22 protein-coding genes are annotated in these 24,657 nt (G+C 59.8%); 13 read left to right on the forward strand and 9 right to left on the reverse strand.

What is annotated here, in order from left to right:
- Position 1 precedes the first annotated feature (1 nt).
- The 4 genes from QMX84_RS15025 to QMX84_RS15040 form a co-directional block, all read right to left on the reverse strand.
- The gene (locus tag QMX84_RS15025; protein ID WP_282364163.1) at positions 2–1,399 is read right to left on the reverse strand and encodes an AtzE family amidohydrolase; all 1,398 of its coding nucleotides are present in this window, start codon (positions 1,397–1,399) and stop codon (positions 2–4) included.
- On the reverse strand, positions 1,396–1,602 hold the full coding sequence (locus QMX84_RS15030; RefSeq protein WP_023102368.1) for a DUF4089 domain-containing protein: 207 nt from the start codon (positions 1,600–1,602) through the stop codon (positions 1,396–1,398). Before QMX84_RS15030 ends, QMX84_RS15025 begins: the two co-directional genes overlap by 4 nt.
- On the reverse strand, positions 1,599–3,299 hold the full coding sequence (atzF, locus tag QMX84_RS15035) for an allophanate hydrolase (RefSeq protein WP_282364164.1): 1,701 nt from the start codon (positions 3,297–3,299) through the stop codon (positions 1,599–1,601). Before atzF ends, QMX84_RS15030 begins: the two co-directional genes overlap by 4 nt.
- Before the next feature lie 92 nt (positions 3,300–3,391).
- Positions 3,392–4,513, reverse strand: a complete 1,122-nt coding sequence (locus QMX84_RS15040; protein WP_282364165.1) for a ring-opening amidohydrolase — start codon at positions 4,511–4,513, stop codon at positions 3,392–3,394.
- A 48-nt stretch (positions 4,514–4,561) separates the two neighbouring features.
- Between QMX84_RS15040 and QMX84_RS15045 the strand changes: the two genes are divergently transcribed.
- From QMX84_RS15045 to QMX84_RS15085, 9 genes are all read left to right on the forward strand, one after another.
- Positions 4,562–5,701, forward strand: coding sequence for a LysR family transcriptional regulator (locus QMX84_RS15045; RefSeq protein ID WP_282364166.1), 1,140 nt, complete (start codon positions 4,562–4,564; stop codon positions 5,699–5,701).
- 237 nt (positions 5,702–5,938) lie between these two features.
- Positions 5,939–6,922, forward strand: a complete 984-nt coding sequence (locus QMX84_RS15050; protein WP_282364167.1) for an AraC family transcriptional regulator — start codon at positions 5,939–5,941, stop codon at positions 6,920–6,922.
- Positions 6,923–7,079: 157 nt separating this feature from the next.
- Positions 7,080–8,114 carry a DUF1254 domain-containing protein gene (locus tag QMX84_RS15055; RefSeq protein WP_282364168.1) on the forward strand — a complete coding sequence of 345 codons (1,035 nt, stop codon included), beginning with the start codon at positions 7,080–7,082 and terminating at the stop codon, positions 8,112–8,114.
- A 72-nt stretch (positions 8,115–8,186) separates the two neighbouring features.
- On the forward strand, positions 8,187–9,029 hold the full coding sequence (locus tag QMX84_RS15060; protein WP_048366846.1) for a MipA/OmpV family protein: 843 nt from the start codon (positions 8,187–8,189) through the stop codon (positions 9,027–9,029).
- A 52-nt stretch (positions 9,030–9,081) separates the two neighbouring features.
- On the forward strand, positions 9,082–9,909 hold the full coding sequence (locus tag QMX84_RS15065) for a phosphatase PAP2 family protein (protein WP_282364169.1): 828 nt from the start codon (positions 9,082–9,084) through the stop codon (positions 9,907–9,909).
- Between the two features lie 13 nt (positions 9,910–9,922).
- Entirely contained in the window at positions 9,923–10,699 is a 777-nt protein-coding gene (locus QMX84_RS15070; RefSeq protein ID WP_282364170.1) for a hypothetical protein, read from the forward strand.
- A 102-nt stretch (positions 10,700–10,801) separates the two neighbouring features.
- Positions 10,802–11,302: a sigma-70 family RNA polymerase sigma factor gene (locus tag QMX84_RS15075; protein WP_031633056.1), complete on the forward strand. Its 501-nt coding sequence runs from the start codon at positions 10,802–10,804 to the stop codon at positions 11,300–11,302.
- Between the two features lie 11 nt (positions 11,303–11,313).
- Positions 11,314–12,249 carry a FecR domain-containing protein gene (locus tag QMX84_RS15080; RefSeq protein ID WP_282364171.1) on the forward strand — a complete coding sequence of 312 codons (936 nt, stop codon included), beginning with the start codon at positions 11,314–11,316 and terminating at the stop codon, positions 12,247–12,249.
- A gap of 111 nt (positions 12,250–12,360) precedes the next feature.
- A complete protein-coding gene (locus QMX84_RS15085) occupies positions 12,361–14,784 on the forward strand; it encodes a TonB-dependent siderophore receptor (protein WP_282364172.1) in 2,424 nt (807 codons plus the stop codon).
- A 105-nt stretch (positions 14,785–14,889) separates the two neighbouring features.
- Here the strand turns inward: QMX84_RS15085 and QMX84_RS15090 are convergent, their stop codons facing one another.
- The 3 genes from QMX84_RS15090 to aguA all read right to left on the reverse strand — a co-directional run bounded on the left by QMX84_RS15090 (position 14,890) and on the right by aguA (position 18,403).
- Positions 14,890–16,173 (reverse strand): OprD family porin, encoded by a 1,284-nt coding sequence (locus tag QMX84_RS15090; protein WP_048388877.1) that lies wholly within the window; start codon positions 16,171–16,173, stop codon positions 14,890–14,892.
- A gap of 159 nt (positions 16,174–16,332) precedes the next feature.
- A complete protein-coding gene (locus QMX84_RS15095; protein ID WP_282364173.1) occupies positions 16,333–17,103 on the reverse strand; it encodes a DsbA family protein in 771 nt (256 codons plus the stop codon).
- Positions 17,104–17,296: 193 nt separating this feature from the next.
- The gene (gene aguA, locus QMX84_RS15100) at positions 17,297–18,403 is read right to left on the reverse strand and encodes an agmatine deiminase (RefSeq protein WP_048366852.1); all 1,107 of its coding nucleotides are present in this window, start codon (positions 18,401–18,403) and stop codon (positions 17,297–17,299) included.
- A 250-nt stretch (positions 18,404–18,653) separates the two neighbouring features.
- Between aguA and QMX84_RS15105 the strand changes: the two genes are divergently transcribed.
- From QMX84_RS15105 to QMX84_RS15115, 3 genes are read left to right on the forward strand one after another with little or no spacing between them, the layout of a single operon-like run.
- The gene (locus QMX84_RS15105) at positions 18,654–20,468 is read left to right on the forward strand and encodes a sensor histidine kinase (RefSeq protein ID WP_282364174.1); all 1,815 of its coding nucleotides are present in this window, start codon (positions 18,654–18,656) and stop codon (positions 20,466–20,468) included.
- On the forward strand, positions 20,465–21,859 hold the full coding sequence (locus tag QMX84_RS15110; RefSeq protein WP_273220951.1) for a sigma-54 dependent transcriptional regulator: 1,395 nt from the start codon (positions 20,465–20,467) through the stop codon (positions 21,857–21,859). The genes QMX84_RS15105 and QMX84_RS15110 overlap by 4 nt, the downstream gene beginning before the upstream one ends.
- 18 nt (positions 21,860–21,877) lie before the next feature.
- A complete protein-coding gene (locus QMX84_RS15115; RefSeq protein ID WP_048388869.1) occupies positions 21,878–22,333 on the forward strand; it encodes a thioesterase domain-containing protein in 456 nt (151 codons plus the stop codon).
- A 99-nt stretch (positions 22,334–22,432) separates the two neighbouring features.
- Here the strand turns inward: QMX84_RS15115 and cysQ are convergent, their stop codons facing one another.
- Both cysQ and nudE read right to left on the reverse strand, forming a co-directional pair.
- Complete coding sequence (gene cysQ, locus QMX84_RS15120; RefSeq protein WP_123750991.1) at positions 22,433–23,257, reverse strand: 3'(2'),5'-bisphosphate nucleotidase CysQ; 825 nt, start codon at positions 23,255–23,257, stop codon at positions 22,433–22,435.
- The gene (nudE, locus tag QMX84_RS15125) at positions 23,254–23,820 is read right to left on the reverse strand and encodes an ADP compounds hydrolase NudE (protein WP_048388865.1); all 567 of its coding nucleotides are present in this window, start codon (positions 23,818–23,820) and stop codon (positions 23,254–23,256) included. Before nudE ends, cysQ begins: the two co-directional genes overlap by 4 nt.
- Before the next feature lie 88 nt (positions 23,821–23,908).
- Between nudE and yrfG the strand changes: the two genes are divergently transcribed.
- Entirely contained in the window at positions 23,909–24,571 is a 663-nt protein-coding gene (gene yrfG, locus QMX84_RS15130; RefSeq protein WP_282364175.1) for a GMP/IMP nucleotidase, read from the forward strand.
- Positions 24,572–24,657: the final 86 nt, after the last annotated feature.

Raw genomic sequence — 24,657 nt, forward strand, 5'->3', positions numbered from 1 at the left:
TTCACAGTTGTCCTGCGTAATGGGCTTTAACGGTGGCATACCCGCTGTCTTCAAGGACGGCGGCGGCCCTGAGTGCAAGATCCTCACGCCAGGGTGCGGCGATAATCTGTACGCCCAGAGGCAGCCCCCCGGTGTTGTCCGGCCACATAGGCGCCGCGACCACCGGGCAGCCCGCGAAAGAAATCGGCTGGGTCAACAAGCCCAATGCAGGCCGGCACGGATGGCGCAGACCATTGATATCAATCCACTCGGCACCGATCTGGGGCGCGGGCACAGGGGTCGCGGGTGCGATCAATACATCCCAATTGGCAAACAGCTGATTGACCTGGTCGCGGTACATTCTTCTGAAACGCTGGGCCTGGACGTACCACGTAGCCGGTTGCATCAGACCGGACAAAAAGCGATCGACCGAGACAGGCTCAAAGTCCTGAGAGCGAGTCTTCAAGTTGTGTGCATGCAGGTTACTGCCCTCGCTGGCCGTGATGATGAAAGCAGCGGCTCGCGCTTGGGCAGGGCTCGGCCAGTGGACTTCATCCGTCGCCCCCAGCAGTTTGGCAGCCAACTGAGCTGCCGCACGCGCAGGGGGGCTGGCATAGGTGTCAAAGTAATCGGTGAGAATACCGACCCGTAACCCGGCGACGCCTTGCTGCAGGGTTGGCAGGCAAGGCTGGACGCGTAATGCGTGGCAGGCCGGATCGTGTGGGTCCGGGCTTTGCAAAGCGTCATACGTGTACGCGAGAGATAACACGTCACTCGCAAACGGCCCAAGGTGGTCAATGCTGTGGACAAAGGGGTAGGAGCCTCTGCGAGAGAGCCGTCCAAAGGTTGGCTTGAGCCCCCACACCCCGCAAAGGGATGACGGCACCCGAATCGACCCGTTGGTATCTGAGCCCAATGCAACCGGTACCTGGTCCGCAGCCACGGCGGCACCGCTCCCCCCTGATGAGCCGCCCGCCGAGCGCGCGGTGTCGTGGGGGTTGCGTGCAGGCCCGTAGTGCGAGTTTTCAGTGGTAAACCCGTATGCGTACTCGTCCATGTTGAGGGCCCCCAACAGGACGCCGCCAGCAGCTTTCATGCGCTCCACGAGAAACGCATCAGCGGCTGCCGGTGCATTGTCACGATTGATTTTGGAGCCTGCGAGCGTGACCACGCCTTCGATATCGAAGAGATTTTTTACCGCATAAGGCACGCCAGCCAGGGGCGGCAATGGCTCCCCGGCTTTACGCAGCGCGTCAATGCTCTTGGCCTCAGCCAAAGCCCGGTCTCGCGTGACCTCAGTGAACGCATTGAACGACGCGTTTGTGCTCTGGATATGATCCAGTTTGTCTTGCACCACTTCCAAGGCACTCAATTCGCCTTTTACGATGGCGTCACGGATGTTCATGGCGGTGACAGTCATGACGGATTGGCCTCAGATGGAAAGGGGCAAGGCTGGTAGAGTTCGGCAGGTTCATCCCATGGGGTCATGGGCACAGCGCCCAGCAACCCGGCCAACTGCTTCGTCCTGGCAAAATGCTCGGCCACGCGCTCAAGCTGCTCCTCGCTGAGGTTGAGGTCCAACAGGACGGACATGGCCGTGACGTAGTTTTTTTCAGGGCTCATTCGCCACCTCCCGCACCCGACGACACATACGGGCGCCAGCCGCCGTATGAGCTGATGTCCAGAGCACCCTCCAGCGCAAAAGGCTCACACACAAACCCCTGCACCGACCTGCCATCCTCGAGCGTGATCGTCCCTATCCCCAAGGGGCCAGGAATCATCGCAACAAACGATCCATAGTCCGAAATGGGCATCTGCCACACTTCCACTTCGATACGGCTGCCCTTCCCGGGTGCCACCCGGATCATTCCAGGCTTGCGAGGCGAGGTATTGGCAAGCGCGTAGAGCTGGTAATCGGCGGTTGTGCGGGTGGTGGACACGAGCGTCGCATTGCGTTCGGTGAGCTGGTAATTGAGCGGCATACCACTGAGGTGCGCGCCCACCACCGCGACCAGCACCGACGACTGGGCTGACGATTTCAGAATGCAATCCAGCGCAGGAAGAGGCTGCCTGGTGGCACCTTGAGTCAAGCCGGTCGCATGGTGAAAGCACTGCGCCAGTTCAGCCAATTGCAGGTCGCTACCACTGGGCGCGATGAACGTGACACCAAAAGGCTGACCATCTGAGCGAAAACTGCTGGGCACTGAGATGGCCGCGTAGTCCAGCAAATTCACGAAGTTGGTATAAGTGCCCAGGTTTCGATTGAGGGCTACCGGATTGTCTTGCATCTCGCGCAGGGTGTAGCTCGTAGGGGCCGTGGGCACCAGCAATACATCGATGTCACGCCACATCACAGCCGCTATCTGGCCCAAGCGTCGCAGTTCGGTTTGTGCTTCGAGCAAATCCGCTGCGCTGTAGTGCTTGCCTTGAGCAATGATGCTTCGAACGGGTTCGATCACCGCGTGCGATGTGGTGTCGAAAAAGTCTCGAATGGCCTCATATCGCTCAGCCACCAGTGCACTTTCGTAAAGCAAAGCGGCAGCTTGTTTAAGCGGTGCATAACTGATGATCCGTTTTTTACCGCCCAACGCTTCAAGCTGATCAATACTTTGCTTGAAAGCCTCCTCGCTAAGGGTGTCACCAAAGAACTCAAGCTCATCAGGCACGCCAAAGACAAAGCGGTTGCCAAAGGGTTCGGTGTTCAAGTGAAGGTCTTTTGAATAGGGGTCGAGCGGGTCATGACCCGCGGCCACTAACAGGACCTGAACAGCTGTCGATACCGTACGGGCGAAGATCGATACGCAATCCGCGCTGCGGGCAGCAGGTACCACCCCCCGATTGCTGAGAAGCCCCTTTGAAGGCTTCAACCCCACGATGTTGTTCAACCCTGCGGGCACTCGGCCAGACCCGGCGGTGTCTGTGCCCAGAGCAAAATCGACCTGTCCGGTTGCCACCACATACGCCGACCCTGCACTCGATCCCCCACAAATCATGTCTGGGTTGATGGCATTGGGAACAGCGCCGTATGGGGATCGGGTGCCATTGAGGCCGCACGCGAACTGATCCAGATTGGTTTTGCCTTCCAGTGATGCACCGGCGCCGAGAATTCGCTCGACCACACCGGCATGGGTATCGGCCATATAAGCAAACGCCGGGCACCCTGCGGTGGTGGGTACGCCTGCAACATCAATGTTGTCTTTAACCGCAAAGGTAAGGCCGCTCAGGGGGCCGGTGATTTTGTCGTGTGGCTGCTGGCTCAGGCGGTACAGCCACTCAACGGCGGCGCCGGTTGAATCAGGGTTCGAACGGTTCAGAGTCATGATGGTGTCCGGCTTGTTTTCTGGAGTGCCCTCAGCACATTCTCTGGCTCAGGGCAGGTGCAAGAGCCCGCAGTAAGCGTTTTAGCTGACCGTCATGGGCGTTTGAGGCGCGCGATCGCCGCCACCGGGCCACCGCCATCCGGCCCCTGATGCTCGGCGCCACCCGAAACGAAGAGCCGAGTGTCACCCACCATGGCAGCCAGAACGCCACCCACCAGCGCTCTGGCATGGCGGGTCGCCGGGATATCACTGTCATCCAGCATGGTGTGTCGAGCCCCTCTGATGGTGCCGGTCTGAGACGGCTCGGCCTTGGCCAGCATCGCAATCAAGCGGTCACGGTCATCCGCTGAGAGTTGTTTGCTTGACTCAAAGCCAAGGTCGCCAAGGACCCCTTGCACCGCATCCAGATCAATCGCGTCCTTCATGACGCGGTGTCCGATGACCAGATCACCGCCCCACGCCCTGGAGTTACCTAACACCAGAATTTCATGGTGCATGAGCTCCACCCCTGCCGAAGTGCTGGCGCGGCTGGAATACAGGTCGAAGTCCTGGCAGATGCCCGGGCCAAGCTCGCCCGGTGTTTTGCCGTCCAGTTCATCAAGGGCGACACCAACCCCCAGCGCAGAGGCGGCGCGAGAATAGGACATCGACTTGTAGGTATCGGTGGTCGAGGTGCTGGCGCCTCTGGCGTTTGCTTCGGCGATGCGCTGGCGGGTCAGCAGCGGGCATTTGACCTGCACGTAATGCACGTCATCGGCACTGTCGATGCTCGCCATTTCCATGGCGGCCCTGACGGCATCCGCCACCAGTTGAATTTGCACTGAAGTACCGATTTCTTCTGGCATCAGAGCCCGGGTGACGGCTTGGGCCATGGCCAACCGAGGTTCTGTCTGCTCAGGCGCGTCATCCGGGAGTTTTTCAAAGACGATCCAATGGGGAGAAAGGCAACCCTCGGTGCCACCCGACATGACCACCACCGCCCGTTCCTCAGCCGGGGCATCGTGCGCAGCCCCATGCCGCTCAAGGCACTGGATAACCGACTCGGTCGCGTAGCCACGCGTGAAGTCATTGACGCAGCCATTCCCTTCGGTTTTACCCAACACCCCAATAACCCGCTTGGCATCCAGCAGGCCCATGGATGCGGCCTGGTCAACAGCGGACAAATCGCTCGGCGACTGGGCTTCAAATCTTTGAACTCTGGCTTTCCAACGCATTTGATCGCACCCCAAACAGATAGTGATCAAAGTGTAGGAATCGATGGAGTGAGCCGGGAAGCGGTGTTTTTTTCTCGCTGTGAGCTAAAAAAAGCAGCACTCGATTTGCCGGTCAAAGGCAGCGAACGCCAGAAGGCCTGTGCGGTGCAAGTACGCTCGCCGCGTCTGTGGCTTACTGCTACCATCGCAGAGCTCGCAGCCTCATCCCAAGCGGCGAGTCTTTACCTGTATCCAGCAGGACTCAGCCATGCGTTTCATGCATTCAGGTGGTCCCACGTCATGAAGCACGTAAAGCTCCTGAGCTACTTTGTCGCTGTCGCTCACCATCGTTCCATCAGAGAAGCTGCCAACTTTCTTCACCTGACTTCGTCGGCATTAAACCGGCACATTCTCGATCTTGAAGAAGAGTTGAGCGCCCCGCTGTTCGAGCGCCACGCACGGGGTGTGCGTTTAAGCGCTGCGGGTGAGACCTACCTTGCCTACGCCAAAAAAGCCTTGTGCGACGCTGAGGATGCTCATTCAAGCATTAGAGAGCTTGAAGGGCTCAAGCGCGGTCACATCAAAATCGCTGCCGTGGCGGCGATTGCAGATGTTCATTTGATTGACCTGATTGCAACGTTCCAGACCCAGTATCCGAAGGTCAGCTTTGCTGTGAAGGTCGCCGGCGCAGATAAAGTGGTCGATGCCGTCGTAGAGAATGACTGCGACCTGGGATTGGCTTTCAACCCCTCGCAGAATGCTGATTTTCATGAACTTGCCCAGGCCCCCTACTCCATCCACGCGCTGGTGAAACGCGATCACGTCCTGGCGAGCGCTGAGTCCATTTCGATTTCATCAACAGCGGACTATCCATTGGCGCTGGCCGACACCTCCTGGGGTGGCAGACGTCTGTTGGATGAATACCTGAAACGCAATGGCACCCGCATTTACCCACAAATGGAGTCGAACTCTTTTCAGGTTCTAACGGACTTTGTCAGGCGTACCGGGGGGATTTGTTTCCAGGTCAGAAAAGAGGGAGGTGAACGCCTTGTGGACGACGACCTTGTCGCCCTCCCTGTATCGGAATTGAGAAGGTACCAGCGCAGGATGATACTGGGCGTGCTTCGAGGCCGTGTGCTGCCCGTTGCGGCTGCGCGATTTAGCGAATTGCTCAAAAAGTCGCTATTCAGTGAACTGATCGACAGCTAACCGGGGGATAAGTCAGGCCCCATGGGCTATCCCGAAACTCAAAACTTGGCAAGCTGGCTCCAGCCTCAGGCCTCTCATTTAGTTCAGGAAAAGCCTGTCTCAACCCAGGAAAAAACCTGATCTTGTCCCTGAAACAAACATCGTGTTAACTGTGCCATCACCCGCGCCTACAGGCGCCAACACCCTATTCCCGCTGCTCCCTGCCGATTTTTTGCCTTTTGATCAGGTATGAACGCGATGACGAATGCTGCGCCCTCGATAAAGCTCAGTACGCTTCGGCAAATTGCTCCTTATCTGGGGATGCGCGGGGTGTCGCCGCTGGAGTTTTTTCGGCGTTATGGGATTTCTCCGCAGGTGTTTCAGAACCCTGAGGCGTGGATTCCACGGGCGGCGTGTTTTCATATTGCCAATGAGATGGCGGCAGTTGCTCAGGACCCGTTTGCCGGGGCGTCGGTGGGGCATTTGATTGAGGTGCGTTCGCTTGGCGTGTGGGGCGAATGGGTGCTGGGCTCGACCAATCTGGCTCAGGCGTGTGCACTGGCGGCGGTGCATACGGATTTGCTGCATCAAGGCAGTGACGTGAAGATCATCACCGAAGGCCGGATGACGAAGCTGGTTCATCACTTCAACGGGCACCATGGGGCCGACCCCAAGCAGGTGATTTTGGGCACGCTGGCGCTGCTGCGAAAGATCCCGCTGATGTCCGGCGAGCCCGGCGCCATTCGTGTGCATCTGAAAAACCCGCGAGAACGCGGCGATGAGGCGCTTGAGAAGTATCTGGGGCCGAATCTGGTGATGAATGCTGAGCACAACATGATCGAGTTTGATCGTGACTTGCTCGAAACGCCTCTGCAGCCTGTTCGGGACAGTGCCTGGAAAACCACACTGGCTTTGAAGTCGACCTCCGACGCCGCGGACGCGCTTGTGCAGCAGATCGCGGATCAGGAGTTGTCCAAACTTATAACTGTTTCACGAAAGATCGGACTGTCTGCCCGCACGCTCCAGCGGCGTCTGGAACATTGCGGTATCGACTTCGATGCATTGCGTGACGAGACTCGTCGCAGTGAAGCCATGCAGTTGATTGCCAGCGCCAGATACAGCGCCACCGAAATTGCCTACATGGTCGGCTACAGCGACCCCGCGCACTTTACCCGCGCCTTCAAACGCTGGACGGGCAGCCCGCCGTCGCACTATCGCAGCCTCTTGAAACAAGACCGTTAATACCCCCGCCTAACCCTCCTCCACTGTGCGCGGCCCCTTTACGGGGCGGCTTTCGTGTGCGCGCTCACATTGCTTTTGGCACCAAATGGCAAGTTTGCGCCAAGGCGTTCTTATACAGTCAAAAAACTAACGCCAATCAATAAACCCAGAGGTTTAAATGCCCCCTTTACATGCGATCTGCATCCTTGCCATGGCGCTGGCAGTAGTTGGAAGTGCGAACGCTCAATCCTCCCCAGAGGCGGCGATACCGGTGGGTGTGGATAACTTTGTGCGTGCCGAGTCCGACCTTTACTTGGGCAAGATGGTGGCAACGGGCAGTTTGGGCCGCTTTGTTCATAGCCGCGAAGCCGTGCCCATCGACGCCCAAAATGTGGTGCGAATGAACCGGGACACGCTCTATTCGTCCGCGGTGTTCGATCTCGATGCAGGCCCCGTCACCATCACCTTGCCTGAGGCCGATGGGCGCTTCATGTCGATGGCGGTGATCAATGAAGATCACTACGTGCCCCTCGTCACTTACGGCGCCGGCCGCCAGACACTGACCAAAGAGTCCGTCGGCACCCGCTATGTCTTTGTGGCGGTGCGCACCTTCTTCGATCCCGCAGATCGCAAAGACCTTGCGAAGGTCCATGCACTGCAGGATGCAATGACGGTCAGCCAGGCCAAGGTTGGCGAATTTGTGGTGCCTAAGTGGGACCCGGCCAGCCAGGCAAAAGTGCGTGCGGCGTTGGAGGTGTTGGGGTCGACGATCCCTGACTACAACCAGTCCTTTGGCCCCAAGGGCGCGGTCAATCCCATCCATCACTTGATCGGCACTGCCACGGGATGGGGCGGCAACCCGGCCAAGGACGCCATCTACCTGGGCGGCGTGATGCCGCAGAACGATGGGCACGCCGTTTACCGCCTGAAAGTAGGCGAAGTCCCGGTCAATGGTTTTTGGTCGGTCAGTGTTTATAACGCCGACGGTTACTTCCAGAAGAACCCCCAAGACGCTTATTCGTTGAACAACCTCACCGCCAAGAAAAGTGAGGATGGCTCGATTGCCATTCAGTTCGGCGGTTGCGACGCGACGATCGCCAATTGCCTGCCTACCACCCCCGGCTGGAACTACACGGTCAGGCTTTATCAGCCGAGCGAACAACTACTCAATGGCCAATGGAGCTTCCCCAAGCCAGAGCTTGTCGCCCGCTAATTGATAACAGCCGACTTCTATAACCCGGCACACACGCTCACACGTTTGGTTTTACAACCAAGGAAACAAGCAATGACAACCATCGGCGGTTCAAACTTTCTCAAGCATCCCGTGGCCCTCATGACAGGTGCGACGCTCGCATTGGCGTTGGCGCTGCCGGCACACGCAGACAACGCAAATGAGCCATCCGTAACGGTGGGTGGTGGCCTCGGTGTCGGCCCGCTGTACGAAGGTTCGTCGCACTACGCGGCTTTCCCGTCGCTGAAATTGAAGGCCGTGTTGCCGACCCAAGAGTGGGGCACGTTCAGTGCGGCGTTCCCTGAGGGCCTGCGTTGGGACTTGCCGGGCTTGTCGCCTTTCGGCTTTGCGCTGCTGATCGGTTATGACCAGGGCCGCAAAGAACGAATCCACACCCTGGACGGCCGCGATGACTATCTGCGGGGCATGGGCAACCTGGACAGCACCGCGCTGGTGGGGGCTGAGGCGTACTGGACGCTGCCGGCCGGTCGCCTGTTTGTGCGCGGCCTGCGTTCGAGCGACAACCGCAATTACGGCGGCGAGCGCTTGGGCAAAACCGCCTACCTTGAAGCCGGTTTTGCCACGGCTTACGCGCTGTCTTCAACATTGACCCTGGACTCGACGCTATACGGCACCTGGAGCAATGAGAACGACATGATGGCGCGCTTCGGCGTCACGGCTCAGCAAGCGGCCCGCACCCAGTTCGAGGAATACCACCCAGGCGGCGGGATGCGTGACGTGACCTTGAAGCTGGGCCTCACCTGGCAGTGGCAGCCACAAATCGCCCTTGAAGGCGGGGTCAAAACCTACGCGCTGGTCTCCGATGCCCGCAACAGCCCGCTCACGGGTGAAAAGGTCGGCGCTGGCGCTTATCTGAACGCGCTGTACTCGTTTTGATTAACCGTTCACACCGCTGCCATCCGCCACAGGACCAACAAGGGAATACGTGATGAAACAACGACATAAGCAGTTGGGGCTGACCGTGTCCCTGACTGGCCTGCTGTGGTCGGGGCTGGTGCTTGCCGAAGAGGCGGCCACCAAGATCACGGACCCTCATTTCAAGCTGGCTCCGGGCTACCTCAACCCGGCCGACTTGCCGCTGCGCCTGGCGTTGCTCGGCGCGCCGCCAAAGCCCGACTCCGCGGCGCTGGCGCGGGATGAAGAAGCTCGGCGGGCGGCGCTGGCTCTGCGTGGCACGGCCCGGGAGGCACTCGCAGCAACCGATGCAGAGTTGTCGTTCCCGGGCCCGGCCAACACGTTTTCGTGCGCGATGGGGACGCAGATCAGCGAGAAGACCACGCCGCATCTGTACACCTTGATGCAGCGCACGCTGACGGATGCCGGTGGTTCCACGTATGCCGGGAAAAACGCCTACAACCGCACCCGGCCGTTTGTGGTGCATGACGAAGGCACCTGCCGCAAAGACATGGAACCGCTGCTGCGCACCGACGGCTCCTGGCCTTCCGGGCACTCGGCGGCGGGTTGGGCCTGGGGCTTGATCCTCGCAGAAGTGAACCCGGCACGCGCCACTGAACTGATGACTCGCGGCCTGGCGTACGGCCAAAGCCGCGTCATCTGCAACGCCCACTGGCAAAGCGACGTGGATGCCGGGCGCATCATGGGCGCCGCCACCGTGGCCAGTCTGCACAGCAATCCGGCGTTCCTGAAGGACCTGGCAGCGGCGAAGGAAGAAATTCAGATGGCGCAAAAAGCAGGCAACAAGCCCACAGAAAATTGCGCCGCCGAGGGCGTCGCGCTCTCGTTGACGCAGCACTGAACGGGGATGCGCCATGAGGCTCAGTAACACTTCGTTGCGGCGTAAACACGTGCATCTGGCCCTGCTTTTCGGGGCCGTGGCGAGCGCGGCAAGCGGCCTGCCGACGGTTGCCAATGCGGCAGACAGCGATGAGTGGCAGTTCAACGGTGGGCCATACCTGTGGGGCGCCGGTATTCGTGGGCACGTCGGCCACAAAAGCACAGGGACGGCCTCTGTGAAGTCCGACTTCTCAAACATCGCACGCACCGTCGACATGTCGTTGATGTTCATGGGCGAAGCGCGGCGCGGGCCTTACAGCGTGCTTGCCGACCTGATGTACATCGACACCGACACCCGCAGCCGCCTGCCAACCGGGTCCAAGCTGGAAGTTGAAGGCAAGACGGCGTCAGGCTTTTTGGGCGGCGGCTATACGGTACTCGGCGATGACGATTACCGGGTCGACGTCGCGGGCGGCGTGCGTGTCTGGTACAGCAGCACCACCCTGACCCTCCATGGTGGGCAGGCTTCGGGGCATTCCGGCTCTGACAACGCCACGTGGGCAGACGCCATGGTCGGGCTGCGGGGGCGCTATGCGGTCAATGAGCGGTTCTGGTTGTCCTCCTGGGGCATGGTGGGTGCCGGGCAATCCCGTGAAGACTGGGACCTGGCAGCCCTGGCAGGCTGGGAATTCACCCCCGGATTTTCGGCGGTGGCCGGCTACCGGGCCATGGGCGTGAACTATCGCAACGACGGGTTTGTGTACGACATCGTGCAAAAAGGCCCGTTGTTGGGGATTAGCGGACGGTTTTAGGCGTTTGCAGCCCGCAAGGTAGTTGCCCCTCCCCCCTTGCATTACTGCCGTGCCATCACGACAATGAGAGCGATTACCATTTACGCTTTTGGTGACTCTCTCATGTCGTCGCTCGATCATTCAGCGCTTCATCAGCTGTACAGCGAACACAACAGTTGGCTGAAAGGCTGGTTGCGCGTGCGGCTCGGTAATGCGGCCGATGCGTCGGATTTGGCTCAGGACACGTTTGTGCGCGTGATGACTGCCCGCCATGACGTGCCCATCCGCGAGCCTCGGGGCTATCTCAGTGCCATTGCCCGCTCGCTGCTGATCGACAAGTCCCGTCGACGCACCATTGAGCAGGCGTATCTGTTTGCGTTGGCGCAACGGCCAGAGCCGGTGGAGGTGTCGCCGGAGGTGCGGTTGTCAATCATCGAGATGCTGATCTCAATCGATACCCTGCTCGACGAACTGGGCCCCAGAACCCGGGAGATTTTCCTCGCTGTCCAACTGGAAGGGCTAACCTACGTGGCCGCAGCCGAACGCTTTGGGGTGTCGGTGACCACGGTTAAAAACCATCTGATTCGCGCTATGACCCGCTGCCTTTTGCTGGTTGATGCGTGAGGCCACCGGACATGGATATCAAAACCCTCGAAGCCGCCGCCACCTGGTATGTGCAACTCAATGACGGCACGGTCAATGAGGCGCGGCAGCGGGCCTGGCACACCTGGCTGCACGCCAGCCCGCAGCATGCGGCAGCCTGGGCACGGGTCGAAATCCTCCAGCAGCAATGGTCCAAAATGCCCCGCCAAGCGGCGTTGTCCAGTTTGGGGGCAGCCAAGGCCCAGCGCCGTGATGTGCTGAAAATCCTCAGCATGCTGGTGGCCGTGGGCGGATGTTCGTGGCTGGCCGTTGAGCAGCTGCCCTATCGCTCGATGCTGGCAGAGCTGAGCACCGGCAGCCGAGAGCGCCGCTCGCTGCGGCTGGAGGACGGCTCGCAATTGGAGATGAACGCCGGCACCGCGCTGGATATTCGCTTCGATGCAGCGCAGCGGCAGATCCAGTTGTACCGTGGCGAAATATTGCTGCAAACCGCCCAGCCCGCCGACCCACGGCCCTTGGTCGTGCAAACGGTTGACGGCAGCGTGCGGGCGCTCGGCACCCGCTTCAGTGTTCGCCAACTGCCCGCCTACACCCGCGTCGGCGTGCTACAGGCTGCGGTTGAAGTCCGCCCGCTTCGCCATGCCGATCAGCCTCTGCGGCTGGAGGCCGGGCAGCAAGTCACGTTCGACCGCGATGCGGTGAGCGCGATTGGGCTTTTACCGGCTGAATCGGCCGCCTGGGTGCAGGGCATGTTGAGCGTGAATGACTGGCCCCTGGGGGACTTTATCGAAGCGTTGGGCCGTTATCGCCCCGGCGTGCTGCGGTGCGACCCGGCGGTTCAAGGGTTGAGCATTTCGGGGGCGTTTCGCATCGATGACACCGACACCGTGCTGGAAAACCTGAGCAAGACCTTACCGGTCAAGGTGCGTTATGTGACGCGCTATTGGGCCAACATCGAGCCGGTCTGAATTTATTTAGAAAATCCCGGCGCGCGGCCTTGCTGATTTTGATTCTCATCCGTCTTTGACACAAACCGCGATCACAGCGGCTATCTGCCAGACTAACGGAAGGATCACCGAATGCCCCCGCTCCCCCTCAATGCCAGTACCCAGATAACGCGCGCTGTGCGCATGGCGGTGTTTGGCGCGTCGCTGGCCAGCCTTCCCGCCCTGGCGCTGATGCCCACCCAGGCGTCTGCGCAAAGCCAGACGGTGTATGAGATTGCCCCAGGCCCGTTGGGCAACGCCCTGACCCAGTTTGGCGTGCAGGCGGGGGTGACTATTTCGTTCGACACGGAACAGGCTCGCCACCTCCACACCAGCGGGCTGGAAGGCTCATACAGTGTTGAAGAAGGCCTGGAGCGCTTGCTCGCCAACAGCGGCTTGCAAGCCGAGCGCCAGAGCAATGGGGGCTATGTACTGGTCGCACGCAACGCGCAATCGGCCCTGGAGCTGGGCGCCACTCAGGTCACCACCAACCAGTTGGGGTCTGTTACCGAAGGCACGGGTTCCTATACGCCGGGCACCATCGCCACGGCCACGCGGCTGGTGCTGACTCCGCGAGAAACGCCGCAGTCGATTTCAGTGGTGACCCGCCAGGTCATGGACGATTTCGGACTCAACGCCATTGATGACGTGATGCGCCACACGCCGGGCATCACGGTGTCGACGTATGACACTGAGCGCACCAACTACTACTCGCGCGGTTTTTCCATCGTCAACTTTCAATACGATGGCATTCCGACTCTACGGGACGCGCAATACTCGGCCGGGCAGACCCTGACCGACATGGCCCTGTATGACCGGGTTGAAGTGCTCAAGGGCGCGACCGGCCTGCTCACCGGGGCTGGCGGCCCTGGCGGCACCATCAACCTGATTCGCAAAAAACCCACCTCGCAATTCATGAGCAGCATTGAGGCGGGCGCCGGCTCCTGGGACAACTACCGCACACAAATCGACGTGAGCGGCCCGCTGACCGAGACCGGCAACGTGCGCGGTCGGGCCGTCGCGGCGTATCAGGACAAAAAGTCATTCCTGGACCACTACTCGCGCAAAACCGGCGTGTACTACGGCATTCTTGAGGTCGATCTGGATGAAGACACGCTGCTCACCCTGGGCGCCGACTATCAGGACAGCAACCCCAAAGGCTCCAGCTGGACCGGCACGCGTACCATTTTCGATGCGACGGGCAATAAGCTGGATCTGCCGCGCTCATTCAACAACGGCCCCAAATGGGGCAGTTGGGAGCAGTACAGCCGAACCGTGTTCGCCACCCTTGAGCACAACTTTGACAATGGCTGGGTGACCAAAGGCCAATACAACCATCAGATCAATGGTTACGACGCGCCGCTGGGTTACATCTCACAGGACTCCGCAACCGCCAGTTCGATTTATGCGCGCAAATATACCGGCGAAACCACCCGTGACAGCCTTGATGTCTATGCCTCGGGACCTTTTGAGCTGTTTGGCCGCGAACACCAATTAGTCGTGGGCCAGTCTCTGTCCATTTCTGACTGGAAAGGCAAGGACTACTCAAACGCCACCTACTTCGACAACAACTACGATTTCTATCAGTGGCACGGCCAAGCCATTGAGCCGCTGTGGAATCAGCCCACCAAAATAAACGATGAGACCACTCGCCAAAGCGGGACTTACATCGCCGGGCGCTTCAGCCTGATGGATGACCTGCACGTGATGCTCGGCACCCGGGTTGCCAACTACCAAGTCACCGGCACCAGTAAAACTAAGGCCAGCGGCAAGGTCGTGCCCTATGCCGGTGTGGTGTATGACCTCAATGACAATGTCTCGGCCTACGCCAGCTACACCGAAATTTTCCAGCCGCAGACGCAGTACCGTGACCGCACGCGCAAGATGCTTGCCCCCGACGAAGGCAAAAACTATGAACTGGGGCTTAAGGGCGAGTTTTTTGGCGGCCGCCTGAACAGCAGCCTTGCCTACTTCGAAGTGCATGAAACCAACCGGCCCGTTGCAGACCTGCTGTTTAACTCCACCCCCGGTGCGGAATACTCCTACATCGGCACCAAGACCACGACCAAAGGGTACGAGGCAGAAATTTCCGGAGAGCTCAGCCCCGGCTGGCAATTGCAGGCCGGTTACACGCACAAAATCAGCCGCGACGACGACCACATAAAAGTCGCGACCTGGGAGCCGCAGGACCAGGTCAGCTTTTACAGCAGCTACAAACTCAAGGGTAATCTGGACAAACTCACCCTCGGTGGCGGCGCACGTTGGCAAGGTGCTGGCTGGCAGACGGTCTACAACTGGGGCTACGACAACCGCGCGGGACGCTACGAAAAATTCACCCAAGACCCGTACTGGCTGGTGGACTTTATGGCGCGCTACCAATTCACCGACAACCTGTCGGCCACTGTCAACGTCAACAACCTGTTCGACAAGGCGTACTTCACCAACATCGGCTTTTATGACTCCGCCTACTACGGCGACCCGCGCAACGTGATGGTGACCACTCGCTGGGATTTTTAAGGCGGTAGGGATCCACAAAAGTCCGCACCAAAAAAAACGCCCCGAACCAAACGGTTCGGGGCGTTTTTTATTCAGATGTCAGACCTGACTGGCAGGCCTGTGGCATCAGAAAATGCTGATTGGGTAATCAACAAATACACGGACTTCGTTACCGCCGACGTTGTAGTCGCTGGCGTTGTTGGAAACGCGCAACCACGAACCGCGCAGACGCACGCTCAGGTCTTTAACCGGACCGCTTTGTACAACGTACTTGGCCTGGTTGTAGATTTCGCGCTCGGTACCACGACCACGGCCTGAACCGTCGTCGATGTTGGTGCCGCGTACGTAGGCGATGTTGTAGGTCAGGCCTGGAATGCCAACGGCGCCGAAGTCGAAGCCGTAACCCAGTTGCCACGAACGCTCGTCTTTGGCGTTGAAGTCAGACCAGTAGGAGTTGGCCAGCAAGATGGTGTTGCCGCCGTCGCCCACGCCGCCCGCATTGCGGTAGCCGCCGTATGGGTAGCCGATTTCACCGGTGCTGCTCTGGTAAGCCAGAACCAGCGAGTGCGCGCCGAACGCGTAGGTGGTTGCCAGGCTCCAGATCTTGTTGTCGGTGCCGTCAACCTTCAGCACGTCACGCGCGTAGCCAGAATCTACGTGGGTGCGGTAGCCGTTGAAGTCAAACGTCAGGGACTGTTTGTCATCCAGTGGCAGGGCGTAGGTCATGCCCAGGTATTGCTTGCGCAGCTCGTCTTTCATCTCGGAGCCGTACAACGAGGCCGAGAAGCGCTCGGTGAACTTGTAGCTACCGCCGAACACGTTGATGCTCTTCAGGCCGCCGCTGTTACGCGCTTCAGCACTTTTACGCGACTCTTCGGTGAAACGACCCACGTTCAGTTCCAGGCCGTCGATCTCTTTGGAGGTCAACAGGGTACCGGTGAAGCTTTCTGGCATCAGACGGGAGTTGTCGTACATCAGTACCGGCAGAGCTGGCATTTGGTCACCGTATTTCAGCACGGTGTTGGAAATGCGGAACTTCACGGCAGCGCCAGCCTTGGCGATGTCGTGAGCGGCTTTGCCGTTATGGTCTTGCTTGAAGAAGTCGATGCCGCCTGCGCCGCTGCTGCCCTTGCCGCCGTCCAGACGCAGTGCGTAGATGCCGAAAGCATCCACACCCACGCCCACGGTGCCTTGGGTGAAGCCGGAGGTGAATGTGCCGAGGAAGCCTTGGCCCCATTCAGCTTTGTCTTGTTGGTGGTTTTTGTAGTCGCGGCTGATGTAGGCGTTGCGCGCCAATACGTTCAGGTGGCTGTCTTCTACAAAACCTTTTGCGTCAGCTTGATCGTTAGCCATGGCCTGGGTAGCACCGAGTACGCCCAGAGCGAGTAGACCTATCCGTGTTTTTAACATTTTATTTTCCTTATTTCAGAATAGAGGCGCGCTGTGGGTTTCAAGCTGAAACATTGAGTGGTGGTTGCTTCACATAACAAAAAAGACCCACACGAGACACCGCGCGGGTCATTTAGAAAGTTGGTGCATGGCTTATCGCCACAGGCGTAGGCAGGGATCCTATCCGTCGTTAAGGCAAAGTGTCAATTTCGTGAAAAATTTGTTAATTGCCAGCAATTCAAAGACCGTTGATCGCGCCTTAACCTTTGACTCGTCGCAGCCATTCAGGCCGCAGGCGGGCGCTGAATCGTTTAGGCTTTGGGCGGGTGCGCGCAACCATTGCGCAAAGGCATCTGGCTTACCGATAAACGCCCCAAAATCGACCACTTGGTAGCGCCCGTCGAGTTCCAGAACCAGGGTAGGAAAGCCTTGGCCCCCCACCTGCCCGAGCAGTTTGCGGCTGTCTTTGATATGAGTGTGGGTCGGTTCGCCACGGGCCGCCTGGTAGGCCGTAACAAAGGCCTCGGTGGGCAGGCCGATTTCAGTGGCCAGTTCCTCCAGCACATCCTTGTCGCTAATCCGCCGCCCTTCGACATAGTGCGCCGTCTGTAAACGCCCCAGCAGTTCAAGGCCACGCCCGGCCAGTTGCTCGGCGGCCAACACGGCAGTGATGGGTGGCGCCGAATCAAAGACCGCAGTGGTGTCGCGCAGCAGCCCTTCAAAATAAGCCTCGCCAAACGGCTGGCCGGTGTATTCGGCGATCCGCTGGTCATGGGGCATGACGTAGTCACGCAGTTGCGCAGACACGGGGCGGCGCTGGGCACCGGTCATCATGCCGCCGCCATGGGCCACCACCGGCACAATGCCGCGGGCAGCGTCGATCAGCGGCTTGGCGCCATAGCACCAACCGCACAGCGGGTCATAGATGTAATGCAGAACGGGGGTGGTCATGAAGCGCTCCGAAGGTTCAATCCATCAGAGCGTCAGACTAGCGGTAAGGCGAGAACAGAAAAACGCTGCCAGCGCTTTTAGTGTGTTGCGTTAACCGGGCAAATAAAGGGCCTGTAGGAGCTGGCGCAGGCTGCGAGCTTTTAGAAGATCAAAAGATCGCGAGGCGAGCTCGCTCCTACAGTTTTGGGTGGGGTCAGGCTTTGCGTGGGGCGGGTTGTTGCTGGGTCAGGCAGTGGATGTTGCCACCGCCCAGCAGCAATTCACGGCCCGGCACCATCACCACTTCGTGCTGCGGAAACAGGTTTTGCAGGATGTCTTTGGCCTCTGCGTCCATCGGGTCGTCGAAGCTCGGGGCGATGATGCCGCCGTTGACGATCAGGAAGTTCACGTAAGACCCGGCCAAACGCTCCGACGGATTACGGTCCTGGCTGCCAGCGACTTTATCCACACCGTCGCACTCTTCCTGGGTGGCGTACATCGGCCCCGGAATTGGCATTTTGTGCACAACAAAAGAACGGCCCTGGGCATCGGTGCTGGTGGCCAGCACTTTCATCGCTTCGTGGCAACGCACGTAGTTGGGGTCGCGCTCGTCGTCAGTCCAGGCCAGCAGCACTTCACCCGGCGCCACGTAGCAGCAGAAGTTATCCACATGGCCGTCGGTTTCATCGTTGTACAGGCCATCGGGCAGCCAGATGATCTTATCCACAGCCAACTGCGCGCGCAGCACGCTTTCAATCTCTTCACGGGACAAGTGCGGGTTACGGTTGCGGTTCAGCAGGCATTCGCCGGTGGTGATCAATGTGCCTTCACCATCAACGTGGATCGAACCGCCTTCCAGCACAAAACCTTCGGTGTAGTAGCGCGCCGAGCGCTCGATTTCGAGGATCTTGCTGCCCACTTGCTGATCGCGGTTCCACGGGAAGTACAGCCCGCCGTCAAACCCGCCCCAGGCGTTGAAGTCCCAGTTCACGCCGCGCACTTCGCCGGTGTCGTTGATCACGAACGTCGGCCCGCTGTCGCGCACCCAGGCGTCATCGTTGGAAAGCTCGACCACGCGGATGTTCGGCACATCGAGTTGAGCGCGAGCGTTTTCGTACTGTGCGGCCGACACCCCGACGGTCACCGGCTCGAAGCGGGCAATGGCCTTGGCCACCGCGGCGTGCGCGGCTTGCGCAGGCTTGCCGCCCAAACGCCAGTTGTCCGGGCGCTCAGGCCAGATCATCCAGACTTGAGTTTGAGGAGCCCATTCGGCCGGCATGTGAAAGCCGTCAGCGCGGGGCGTGCTGTGCAAAGTAGTCATAACCGTCAGGACTCCAGGGAACCAAAAAAAAGGGGGATGGGCGCATCAATCAGGCTGGCCGGAAACAGTGGACGCCCGCCTGCATTTCGTCAAGAAAGGCCCTCTTTATAGCCGATAAATATCCACAATAAAAACCATTTATCGGATTTAACCCTGACAAAAGCATTTTCAATACAGATATAAATCGATATTAAAAATAGCGCTGGTAGCCTCGCTCCTACGGGGTTTAAGCGTAGGTATACTGCGCCCTATGAACTCGACTCCTGCAACTCCTCGCCGCCCCCGCTGGCGCAGCCTGGCCTTACTGGCGCTGTGCCTGGCGCCTTTGTTGTGGCCGCTGCAACACTTGGCCGAGCGCTATTACCGCAGCGAACTGGCCGGGCAAAACCGCCAGACCCTCGACCTGTACGTGGCCAACTTGCTGGGCACGCTGCACCGCTATGAGGTGCTGCCACAAATTCTGGGCGAGTTGCCCGCGCTGCGTAATTCGCTGGCCGACCCGGAAGACCCGCAAACCCTGAGCACGGCCAATAAATTGCTCGCTGAGATCAACAGCCAGACCGGCGCTGAGGTCATGTACCTGATTGATGCCGATGGCAACACAGTGGCGACGTCGAACTGGGACAAGCCCGACAGCTTTATCCGACGCAACTTTGCTTTTCGTCCGTACTTCAGCGAAGCAATGGACGGCAAGCTGGGGCGCTTTTTCGGCTTGGGCACTACGTCCGGCAAACGCGGCTATTACTTTGCCGCCCCGGTGACCGAAGGCGATAAAAAGCTCGGCGTACTGGTGGTCAAGGTAGACCTGGATCACACCGAGCGCTTGTGGGGCAACACACCGGAGCAATTGCTGACGACCGACGACAACGGCGTGGTGATTCTCACGTCCCGCCCGGATTGGCGTTTCAAGGCCACGCGCAAACTGTCGCCGCAAGAGCAACAGGACATTTTCGCCATCCTGCCCTACCCGACGCGCAACCTGCAGCCGCTGAACATCAACCCCGATTCGTGGGTAGTACAAACGCAAAAAATCGACGAGACCGGCTGGAGCGTAAATATTCTTGCGCCGCGTACCTTGATCGATCGCCCGGTGCGGACCGTGCTGGCCATTGGCGCGGCCACCTTGTTGGTAGTCATGCTGCTGATCAGCTTGATGATGCAACGCCGCCGTCATTATTTGGAACGCATCGCCTTCGAAGCCAAGGCCCGGCGTGAACTCGAAGGCCGGGTGGCCGAACGAACCAGCGACCTTGAAGGCCTCAACCAGCGCCTGCGCAAAGAAGTGCTGGAGCGCGAGCATGCCCAGCAAGAACTGGTGCGCGCCCAGGATGACCTGGTACAGGCGGGCAAGCTGTCCGCGCTGGGCACCATGTCGGCCAGCATCAGCCACGAACTCAACCAGCCGTTGGCGGCCATCCGCAGCTATGCCGAAAACGCCGAAGTGTTGCTCGATCATCAGCGCATCGACGATGCGCGCAGCAACCTCAAATTGATCAATGAGCTGACCGGGCGCATGTCTTCGATCATTGCGCACCTGCGTGCGTTCGCCCGGCGCGATCGCCATGCGCCCGAAAGCGTGGCGCTGCAACCGGCGCTGGATGATGCCCTGGCTTTGTTGGCCAAACGTCGGCGCAGCATGGAAGTCGAACTGATCCGCGACCTGCCCGCCGCCACCCTGTGGGTCGAAGCCGGTGAAACCCGTTTGCGCCAGGTGCTGGGCAACCTGCTGGCCAACGCCCTTGATGCGCTCACCGAAAAAGGTCCGCCCCGGCGGTTGTGGCTAAGTGCCCAATCCACCCCTGAAGGCGTCACTGTGTACATTCGCGACAACGGCCCGGGCTTTTGCATGGAAGCGTTGGGCCGCGCGGGTGAGCCGTTTTACACCACCAAAACCCGCACCCAGGGGTTGGGGTTGGGGCTGGCCATCTGCGACACGCTGATCCGTGCGTTTGGCGGCGAATTGCTGTTCGCCAACCATAAAGAAGGCGGCGCCTTAATTACCCTACGACTGCGCGCCGGTGCACCGGGCGTGAGCTTGCAAGCTTCAGAGGACTCCAGGTCATGAGCCAACCCATTGATCCGCGCGTACAGGTCATCTTGATCGATGATGATCCGCACCTGCGCCAGGCGCTCTGCCAAACCCTGGACCTGGCCGGGCTTAAAGTGTTGCCGCTGGCCGAAGCCAACGGCCTGGCTGAACGCATCTCGCGGGACTGGGCCGGCGTGGTGGTCAGTGACATCCGCATGCCAGGCATGGACGGGCTGGAGCTGCTCACCCATCTGCACGCGCAAGACCCTGAGCTGCCGGTGCTGTTGATCACCGGCCATGGTGATGTGCCCTTGGCGGTGCAGGCCATGCGCACGGGCGCTTACGACTTTCTGGAAAAACCGTTTGCCAGCGACGCCCTGCTCGACAGCGTGCGCCGTGCCCTGGCCCTGCGCGCACTGGTGCTGGACAACCGCAGCCTGCGCCTGGCGCTCAGCGATCGCCAGCAACTGAGCGCACGGCTGGTGGGGCAATCTTCGGCCATGCTGCGCCTGCGCGAACAAATCGGCGCCCTTGCCGGGACCAAGGCAGACGTGTTGATTCTGGGCGAAACCGGCTCCGGCAAAGAAGTCGTCGCACGGGCGCTGCACGACCTGTCGAGCCGCCGCAACGGCCCGTTCGTGGCGATCAACGCCGGGGCGCTGGCCGAGTCGGTGGTCGAAAGCGAACTGTTCGGCCATGAACCCGGCGCCTTTACCGGCGCGCAAAAACGCCGTATCGGCAAATTCGAGTTCGCCAATGGCGGAACATTGTTCCTCGACGAAATCGAAAGCATGAGCCTGGATGTACAGGTCAAGTTGCTGCGTTTGCTGCAAGAGCGCGTGGTTGAGCGTCTGGGCGGCAACCAGCTGATCCCGCTGGATATCCGGGTGATCGCCGCCACCAAGGAAGACCTGCGTCAGGCCGCCGACCAAGGGCGTTTTCGCGCCGACTTGTACTACCGGCTCAACGTCGCGCCGCTGCGTATTTCGCCATTACGCGAGCGCGGTGAAGACGTGCTGGTGCTGTTCCAGCATTTTGCCGACGAGGCCAGCGCACGCCACGGTCTGGCGCTCAACGTGTTGCAACCGGGCCAGCGGGCGCAGTTATTGCGCCACACCTGGCCGGGCAATGTGCGTGAACTGCAAAACGTCGCTGAGCGCTTTGCCCTGGGTCTGGAATTGGCCCTGGACGAAGGCGCTAGCGACGGCACAACGGCGTCAGACCTTGAGGTGTCTGGCAACTTGAGCGAGCAGGTCGAACACTTCGAGAAGAGCCTGATTGCTGCCGAGCTTGAGCGTTCACACAGCTCGATGCGCAGTCTGGCCGAAGCGCTGGGCGTGCCGCGCAAAACCCTGCACGACAAATTGCGCAAGCACGGCCTGCACTTCGAGAGCGGCAGTCACCCTCACACCGATGAACTTGATTGACCTGAACAGGATCCGCGCATGAACCGCGACAGTCGTTATCTGGAATCCATCCTTCATCACGACATTCCGCTGACCCGTGAAATGGGCCTCAAAGTGGTTGGCTGGCAGGATCGGCAATTGCGTTTGCACCTGCCGCTGGACGCCAACATCAACCACAAAAGCACCATGTTTGGCGGCAGCCTGTACTGCGGCGCGGTGCTGGCCGGTTGGGGCTGGTTGCATTTGAGCCTGCGCGAGGCCGGGATCGAAGACGGGCACATCGTGATTCAAGAAGGCCACATCAGCTACCCGCTGCCCGTGACCCAAGACGCCATCGCGCTCTGCGATGCGCCATCAGAGGCCGCGTGGAACAAGTTCCTGGCCATGTACAAACGCCACGGCCGCGCACGCTTAACCCTTGAGACGCGGATGATCAATGCCGATGGCGGGGACGATGCGGTGCGGTTTAGCGGGCAGTATGTGTTGCATCGGTAGTCTGCTGTTCGCCAAAACCTTGTAGGAGCGAGCTTGTCTCGCGATCTTTTAAAGATCAAAAGATCGCGAGGCGAGCTCGCTCCTACAGAGGGGTGGCTTTTAACCTTGCGCCAACGCCAACAACTGCTCACGCCACGGCGCCTTCGCGGGCAACGCCAAAAAATAGCCATTGAGCAGCGATTCCCGCGCCGGATACGTGAACGGCTGGCCATCGAGCTGCAACACCACCCCGCCCGCCCCTTCAAGCACGCCTTGTGCGGCGGCTGTGTCCCATTGCGAAGTCGGCGCCAAACGCGGGTAACAATCTGCCGCACCTTCGGCCAGCAAACAGAACTTCAATGAACTGCCAATGTTGGCGGTTTCCAACTTCCCGACAGCCGTCTCCAGCCCGGCCAGCAAGCGCTCTTGCTCGGGGCTTGAATGCCGACGGCTGGCGACCACGATCAGCGGTTCACCGGCGGGCGGCACGTCGCGCACACTGATCGGTACGATCACATCCGCATCCGCCCGCCAGGCGCCCAGCCCCGCGCCACCGTAGTAGCAACGGCCACTGGTGGGCATTGAAACTACGCCGAACACCACGCGACCGTCCTCGATCAGGGCAATGTTGACGGTGAATTCTTCGCTGCCGGAGATGAACTCCTTGGTGCCGTCCAACGGGTCAACCAGCCACCAGCGTGTCCACCCAGCGCGCACGCTCTGCGCGATGTTGGCGTCTTCTTCCGACAGCACCGGGATGCTCGGGTCCAACGCGGTCAGGCCATCAAGCAAAATGTGGTGAGCCGCAAGGTCAGCTGCGGTAACCGGGGAGTCATCGTCTTTGGCGGTGACAGCAACATCCGCACGCCAAAACGGCAAAATGGCCTCGCCTGCGCGGTGCGCGAGTTCAATCACCGGGGCCAACAAGGGATGCGCCAGGCTCACGGTTTGAACACTCCGCGCTGGGTCAACAGATCACGCGCCAGGTACAGCGCGGCCAAGGCACGGCCTTCGCTGAACTGCGGGTTTTGCACCAGCGTCGACAGCTCGCGCAAGTTGACCCGGTCAACCCGCATCGGCTCCGGCTCGTCGCCTTCGAGGTGGGCTTCGTACAGGTCAGAAGCCAACACCACCTGGATTTTCTGGCTCATGTACCCCGGCGACAACGACAGCTCAGTCAAATGCTCAAGCTGCCGGGCGCCAAAGCCTGCTTCTTCTTTCAATTCACGCTCAGCGGCCGCCAGCACGTCTTCGCCCGGCTCGATCAGGCCTTTGGGCAACGACACTTCGTATTCGTCGGTGCCGCCACAATATTCTTCGACCAGGATGGCGTGTTCGGCATCAATCATCGCCACGATCATGACCGCGCCATAGCCGTTACCGCGCCCCACCAGCCGCTCGTAAGTGCGCTCAACGCCATTGGAAAAGCGCAGCTGCACTTCTTCGACCCGAAACAATCGGCTACTGGCAACAATTTCACGGGCAAGTACGGTGGGTTTTTGGCGCATAGCGGCTCCTCAATATGAACGGGTTACTATACCCCGGCTTTTCCGATTGTCTGTGTCGGATGTTTTTCTACTGTGGGAGAAGTTTTGCATGACAGCGTTACCTTGGCGCGACATTGATACCGTTCTGCTGGACATGGACGGCACACTGCTCGACCTGCACTACGACAACCACTTTTGGCTCGAACACCTGCCGCAGCGCTATGCCGAGCTGCATGGCATCAGCCGCGCCATGGCCGACCTTGAGCTCACGCCGCTGTTTGAAAACAACGCAGGCCAGTTGAAGTGGTACTGCCTGGATTTCTGGAGTCGCGAGCTGAAGCTCCCGGTGCGTGAACTCAAGCTCGAAACCGCGCACCTGATTGCCCTGCGCCCGGATGCAGACACCTTTTTAGCGGCGATCAAACAGGCTGGCAAGCGGGTGATTCTGATCACCAACGCGCACCGCGATTCGTTGTCATTGAAACTGGAACGCATCGAACTGGCGCCGTATTTCGAGCGCCTGATCAGCTCCCACGATTACGGCTTCCCCAAGGAAAGCCCGGCGTTTTGGGATGCCCTGCAAGCCGATATCGGCTTTGACCCGAGCCGCAGCCTGTTTATCGACGACACCTTGCCGATTTTGCGCAGCGCCCGTGCATTCGGCATCGGCCACTTGCTGGCGGTCAAACAGCCGGACAGCAAAAAAGGCCCGAAAGACACCGAAGAATTCGCAGCACTGGGGGATTATCGCGAGTTGCTGGAAGGGCTTTGAACACACGGTCACCACCAATCGTGGGAGCGGGCTTGCTCGCGATAGCATCGACGCGGTTATTCTGACAAACCGCATCGCCTACATCG

Source organism: Pseudomonas sp. PS01297 (genome assembly GCF_029959305.1).
Lineage (GTDB): Bacteria > Pseudomonadota > Gammaproteobacteria > Pseudomonadales > Pseudomonadaceae > Aquipseudomonas > Aquipseudomonas helleri.